This is a genomic window from Micromonospora sp. NPDC005163, from assembly GCF_053599835.1.
Map to the genome: position 1 here is coordinate 49,701 of NZ_JBSFYP010000044.1, position 6,294 is coordinate 55,994.

General features: G+C 70.1%; 7 protein-coding genes. 4 read left to right on the forward strand and 3 right to left on the reverse strand.

The window, feature by feature from the left end; genetic code table 11:
• Positions 1-261: 261 nt before the first annotated feature.
• Positions 262-2,682, forward strand: a complete 2,421-nt coding sequence (locus tag ACWD6N_RS25895; protein WP_387324496.1) for a M28 family peptidase — start codon at positions 262-264, stop codon at positions 2,680-2,682.
• A gap of 271 nt (positions 2,683-2,953) precedes the next feature.
• Here the strand turns inward: ACWD6N_RS25895 and ACWD6N_RS25900 are convergent, their stop codons facing one another.
• Positions 2,954-3,436 (reverse strand): SRPBCC family protein, encoded by a 483-nt coding sequence (locus ACWD6N_RS25900; RefSeq protein ID WP_354964868.1) that lies wholly within the window; start codon positions 3,434-3,436, stop codon positions 2,954-2,956.
• Positions 3,433-3,753: an ArsR/SmtB family transcription factor gene (locus ACWD6N_RS25905; protein ID WP_354964869.1), complete on the reverse strand. Its 321-nt coding sequence runs from the start codon at positions 3,751-3,753 to the stop codon at positions 3,433-3,435. The genes ACWD6N_RS25900 and ACWD6N_RS25905 overlap by 4 nt, the downstream gene beginning before the upstream one ends.
• 500 nt (positions 3,754-4,253) lie before the next feature.
• Here ACWD6N_RS25905 and ACWD6N_RS25910 point away from each other — a divergent pair, with 500 nt between their 5' ends.
• The 3 genes from ACWD6N_RS25910 (at position 4,254) to ACWD6N_RS25920 (ending at position 5,942) form a co-directional block, all read left to right on the forward strand.
• Positions 4,254-4,508, forward strand: a complete 255-nt coding sequence (locus ACWD6N_RS25910; RefSeq protein WP_354964870.1) for a hypothetical protein — start codon at positions 4,254-4,256, stop codon at positions 4,506-4,508.
• A gap of 234 nt (positions 4,509-4,742) precedes the next feature.
• Positions 4,743-5,123, forward strand: coding sequence for a hypothetical protein (locus ACWD6N_RS25915; protein ID WP_354964871.1), 381 nt, complete (start codon positions 4,743-4,745; stop codon positions 5,121-5,123).
• 372 nt (positions 5,124-5,495) lie between these two features.
• Positions 5,496-5,942, forward strand: coding sequence for a hypothetical protein (locus ACWD6N_RS25920; RefSeq protein WP_354964872.1), 447 nt, complete (start codon positions 5,496-5,498; stop codon positions 5,940-5,942).
• Positions 5,943-6,053: 111 nt separating this feature from the next.
• On the opposite strand, the gene ACWD6N_RS25925 is transcribed toward ACWD6N_RS25920, so the two are convergent.
• On the reverse strand, positions 6,054-6,294 hold a 241-nt coding region (locus tag ACWD6N_RS25925), incomplete at its 5' end, for a hypothetical protein (RefSeq protein ID WP_450005206.1).

The following is a 6,294-nucleotide window of genomic DNA, read 5'->3' on the forward strand; positions in this document are numbered from 1 at the left end:
ACGCGGGAGATCGCTGGTGATGTCGGGCTCCTTCCGAGTGCCCTGCTGATCCTGTATTAGACAACGGTCGCACACAACACGACGGCTTCGGCGCGGCCGGGGATGGGCCGCCTCACTGCCCCGCCGAAGGACAAACCGGGCACGGTGGACACTCGAGCGTCCGGCCGTCCCACCCGACGACTACCCGACCGGCCGTCCCACCCGGGGCTGCCGGAGGGCAGGATGGTGCCACCCCAGGCACCACCACCCCGAGGAGTTCCCGTGGGCGCACCCCCCACCCCCGCCACGACGGGCATGCCGGTTCGCCCGGGTCCGGGCGTACCGGCCGCCGACCGCGCGCTGGCCCGGCCCCGCCGGCGGCTCACGGCCGTCGCGGCCGCCCTCGTCGCGCTGGTCGCCGTCGGCGCCGGCAGCCTGCTCGACCTGCGCACCCCGGCCCCGACGCCGGCCGACGCGCCCTCCGACGAGTTCAGCGCCACCCGGGCGTACGAGGACGTCCAGGTCATCGCAGCCCGGTCGCACGTCGCCGGCAGCCCGGCCAACGACCAGGTTCGCGCGCACATCGAGCAGCAGCTACGCGGTCTGGGCCTGGAGACCGGGGTGCAGGACACGGTCGCACCGGAAGCCGGCCAGCTCAGCGGGGCCGCGGGCGGGGCCACCCTGGCCCGGGTCCGCAACGTGGTGGCCCGAATGCCCGGCACCGACCCGACCGGCCGGGTCTTCCTCGTCGCCCACTACGACTCGGTGCAGACGGGCCCGGGCGGCAACGACGACGCCGCCGGCACCTCGGCGATCCTGGAGGTGGCCCGGGCGCTGGCTGCCGGCCCCCGGCCGCGCAACGACATCGTCTTCGTGCTGACCGACGCCGAGGAGGCCTGCCTCTGCGGCGCGTCCGCGTTCGCCGCCAGCCACCCGCTGGCGGCCGACGGTGGGGTGGTGCTCAACCTGGAGGCGCGTGGCTCCACCGGGCCGGTGATCATGTTCGAGACGTCCCGGAACAACGCGAAGCTGGTGGACGTCTTCGGCCGGGCCGCCCCGCACCCGGTCGGCACCTCCTTCGCCGTGGAGATCTACCGCGCGCTGCCCAACGACACCGACTTCACCGCCTTCCTGGACCGGAAGTTCGTCGGGCTGAATTCGGCGTACATCGACGGCGGCGCGATCTACCACACACCGCTGGACACCCCGGCGGCCATGGACCGCGGCAGTCTCCAGCAGCACGGGGACAACGCGCTGGGCCTGGCCCGGGAGTTCGGTCGCACCGACCTGACCGACCTGCGCTCCGGGCACGACGCCACCTACTTCCCGGTCCCCGGCGGGCTGGTCCGCTACCCCGGCTGGCTCACCCTGCCGCTGGCACTGCTCGCGGTGCTCGCGGTGGCCGCGCTGGGCTGGCTGACCCGGCGACGGGGCCGGGCCACCACCGGTCGGCTCGCCGCCGGCTTCGGGCTGGCCCTGGTGCCGATCGTGGCCGCGCCGGTGGCCGCGCAACTGCTCTGGATGGCGATCACCGCGATCCGACCGGGGTACGCCGAACTGCTCGACCCCTACCGGCCGACCTGGTACCGGCTGGCCGTGCTGGCCCTCGCCGCCGCCATCCTGTTCACCTGGTACGCGCTGACCCGCCGCCGGATCGGACCGGCCGCGCTCGCCGTCGGCGGGCTGGCCTGGCTGGCCCTGCTCGGGGTGCTGCTCGCCGTGGCGGTGCCCGGCGGGGCGTACCTCACCACCCTGCCGGCGCTCGCCGGCGCCCTCGGCGGCCTGCTCGCGCTGCGCACCCGGCAGACCGGGCCGTGGCCGGTGGTGGCGGTGACCGCCGCCGCGGCGGTCGGCGTGGTCATCCTGCTGCCCACCGTGGTGCTGCTCTTTCCCGCGCTGGGAATGGCGATGGGTGGGGTGGCCGCGCTGGTCGCGGTGCTGCTCGGCCTGACCGCGCTTCCGGTGGTCGACCTGCTGCACCCGCAGGCCGGCGGCCAGCGCGGGCTGGTCGCGCTGCGGGCCCGGCGGCTCGCGATCCTGCCGGCCGGAGCCGCCGCCCTGGCGGCCGTGGTGCTCGCCGGGGTCGGGCTGGCCGTCGACCGGTTCGACGCCGCCCACCCCGCGCCCACCCACCTGATGTACGCAATGGACGCCGGCACCGGCCAGGCCCGCTGGCTGAGCCATGAGACCGACCCGCAGCCGTGGACGGATGGCTACGTGGACGGGGTGACCGACGTCGGCGACGACTTCCCCGGCCTCGGCGACGGTGAGCTACGGACCGGCCCGGCGCAGCCGGCGAACCTGCCGGCGCCGAAGCTGGAGGTGCTCGCCGACTCCGGCTCGGGTGGGGAACGCACGCTCCGGCTGCGGCTCACCCCGCAGCGGGAGGTCCGGCTCGCCACCCTGCACGTCGACACGTCGACCGCCACCGTGCTGCGGGCCGAGGTGGCCGGCCGGTCGGTGCCGGTGGAGCCCCGGGACGGCCGATGGGGCTTCGGGCTGGTCTTCCACGCCCCACCGGCGGAAGGGATCGAGGTCACGCTGACCCTGCGACCGATCGCCGGGCAGGTTGCGGTGCGGGCGATGGACGCCAGTGACGGGCTGGACGCGCTGCCCGGCTTCCGCCCCCGGCCACCGGCCGTCGGCATCGTCGGCTCGCACAGCTCCGAGATGCTGGCGGTCGCCCGCACCTATCCCATCTGACGGGCGGTCCGGTGGTCCGCTGGAGCATTCTCCGCCGGACCATCGGCCCCGCGGTCAATCATCGATCGCCTGGTAGACAGCGGTCCCCCGACGGCCCGGAAACGGCATGATCTTGGTGGATTCGATTTTCTCGGTGTGAACTGCCGGCAAGGCGGGCCGCTTGAGGTCCGGTGCGCGGTCGGCGGGCCGAGCCACGTCCCTACCGGCTCGGCCCGCTTCCGTCGGCTGCTGCACTTCCCTGCTGTACTCCTACGGCGGCTTGGTCGGGCCGTTAGCTGTCGCCACCAAAGAGGGAGAGATACCGGCCGAGGTAAAGGGGCCACCCGGTGTCGCTGTCGACCCCATCTCGGACCGACTCCCAGCCAGGGCCGTGCCGGTCAAGGTGCCGGTGTTCCAGCTCGATCCGGGTCTGAGCTGGCGTCTCGACGACGAATATGACTTCGACCTCGCTGGTGAGGTCCGGATCGGTTTCGACCTGCCAGGTCGGTCCGATGTCCCAGCTGAAGACGACCCGGGTCGGCGGCTCGTACGCGAGAATGCGCGCCCACCGGCATTCGCTTCCGTCGGCACCCCGGTCGTAGATGTGCCCGCCAACCCGGGGCTCGAACACGGTCTCGGCGATCGGGACCTGGAGCAGATTGTGTTCGCGCGGCTTGAAGTCGCCGAACCGCTCGGTGAATACGGTGAAGGCCTGCTCGATCGGCGCGTTGACGACGATCTGTCGGCGGACCACCGCCGTAGCTGCTTGCGTCATGAACTCTCCTCGGTCTCTTCAACGACGTCCTGATACCCGTCCAGCGCCCGTCGCCAGAATGTGTCGAGCTGGTCCCGTAGAGCGACCAACCCAACCGGACTGAGCCGGTAGACGCGGCGGGTGCCCACCGCCTGGTCAACGACCAGGCCCGCGCTCTTGAGCACCTTGAGGTGCTGCGACACGGCTGGCCGACTGATCGGCAGCTCATCTGCCAACTCCCCCACGGCGCGTGGTCGCTCGGCTAGGCGCTGAACGATGGCGAGCCTGCTGGGATCACCCAGCGCCTCCCAGCCCGGGTGCATTCCGTAAGTGGCCACGAACGAAAGCTACGACTTACCGTTGCCGTCGTCAAGGCAAACCACGAAACGGCTCGCCGCTCAGGCCGGTCGCTCCCGTCCGGCCATCTCGTCAACTGCCGGCCAGCGAAGATCGCACCCGGCGGGCCATCGATATGGCACTCGGCGGGGACCAGGCCGGCCCCGCCGCCTCTACTTCCAGCGGTATTGATCGCGGGCCGAGGCGTAGTCGATCAAACCGGACGAGACGTCCTGTGACCTGGGCCGGGACGCGTCATCGAGGGTCATCGGTGGGCACTGCTGGTTCACCTCAGACGGCCTGGAGACGGCCTGATCTTGAGGGCTCACGCGTAGTTGTCCCGGAAGGTGAGCCGAACGCGGGTGTGCAACGATGATCGGCATGTCGACTCCACGAAAGGGCAATGCCGCGTAGGCGCCCCGCACAACTGCGTGCCGACTCCATCTACCGGCGACCGCTTGACGAGTCAACCTCCGTCATCCCCGGGCTCTCGGCCCGCGGCTTGAAAGCCATCGCCTACCTCGAACGCACCCGCCTCTGGAACCAGGCCGTGTCTGATGCACTGCGGACCTGGTCATGGTTCATGCGCCACCCCTGGCATCGCTTGTGGGACCCGAATGCCGGCTGCGGAGTGATGGAGTGCTGTCCGAACCCGCCCGAGTTGCGCTGGATCCTGGACGTCGCCGTTGCCGTCCTGCCGCCGCAGGACGCCCGAACCCTCCGCAAGCAGATCGCGGCCCTCGATGAGCTGTGGTGACCCGCCGCAACGGCATCTAGTCGGCTCGGGCGTCTCCGACCCGTCGTTCATGACCCCCGTCGGGGGGAGCCTGGTTGGCATTGTCGTTCAGTGTCGGCTGGTGTCGTTCCCTGTGGTCCTGCTCTCGGCGTCTCGCCGGCTGTGATCTTTGGTGTCGGCCGGAATCGCACCGTTCGCTGACTCCCTGCTGACTCGTGCGCCGTGGGGATGACTGCTGAGCTGTACGGTCGCGGAGTGGAACGCGGACAGCTGATCTCCCTGCTCGGCGGCCAGACAGCATCCTTCGCGGCCTGCCGGCAGGCACTAGAGCGTGGGGCATCCTTCACATTGTGGGACGGGCTTCTGCCTGCGCGTCACTTCGCAGGGATCTACAAGAGGCGCGAGCGACACACCCGGGAAGCTGGCATCCCCACCGTGGGTTTCGCTGAGGCCGTCATGACCCTCGGCGCCCTAGAGGACGAGCTGTTGCAGATCGCAGGCGTCAGGCAGACCGATCCTCCGTACTACTTCCAACTGTTCCTGACTGCTGACCCGTTCGCGGTGGTGGCGTGCATCGGGGTCGATCAACAGCACCATGCCGGGGGTCCGGCTAGACAGCCCGGTCGAGGCCGCTAACCGCGCACGCCGTTGCACACTTCGTCCCGAACGCCGTTGCGGCGCACCTTCTCCTGCCATTGGCTGTCGTCCCGTGCCCCTCGGCTTGGCCACCACCCCGCCTGCTGTCGTTAGGCGTCGATGGCAGGCGGGCCGTTCGCTGCCTCCTTGCTGCTTCGTGAGCATCGAGCAACCGCGGCAGCTGGGCTCCGAAGCTAGCGCCGGGTGGCGTCGGTTGGCTGCGGCAGAGCACGACGCACGGAGAGCCCACCGCTACCGACTCGCGCGGCGCAGGCGCTTCTCGACCACAACGGGCGGCAACGGGCCACCGTGCCGGCGCCAGCTAGCTCGCGGCCTCCGGTAGATGTTGACGCGCACAGCGAGACTGACGACGTGGATGCGTGGGTGACGCTAGTCGCGGCCGTTGCAGGTGCTGGGATTGCGATCTTTGGGCAACACATAACTAAGCGAGGTGAGAGCAACGCTCGGCTGGCCGAACTCCTCCTCGAGCAGTGCTCTCAGGTCCTGGCACTGTCCGAGGATTTTCGGAACCGGTTGTGGGAGGAACGAGAGCTAGGACTTCCCGGACGCGTGGACGGCTGGGACCTCGGCCAGTTCCGGCTAGCCGCAGCACGCCTGCGCATCCTGTGCGGTGATCAGCATGTACTTCGGGCTCTAGACGAGCTGAACTCGTCTGGCAAGGCTCTCGGCGCGTATTGGAGGCGAAAAAATATCGACGCCGGCGAGCTCGACGCCCTCTACGAACGAGCGAAGCTGGCCGCCGAGGCCTTCGCCACCGCCAGCGCAAACCTCTTCCGTCAGCGCATCCGCGAAGGATAAAAGAGGGCACGGCCTGAGCGGTGACCGTGCCCGCGCCACCTCTGCCTTGACGGTCGGCTCCTGACTGTGGCCATTGGGGTTCGGCTCGTTGCTGTCATCTCGACCCACGCATTACGAGTCCGCCGCGGCCTGCTTGTCGGCGTGGCCCCGGTCCTTGTCGAGCTTCTTCTGACGTCCGCCAGTGCCCGCCACGACTTGCAGGCTTGGCTGCTCGGTTGGCTGCTTCGAGCCCACGCGTTCTGGCTGTCCGACATATGTTGGGTGCATGAAGGGCGTCAATGCCGATGGACCAACCAGACCGGAGGTCGGTGCCATCACTAGCGGATCGCAATCTCGCAACAACGAGATGGAC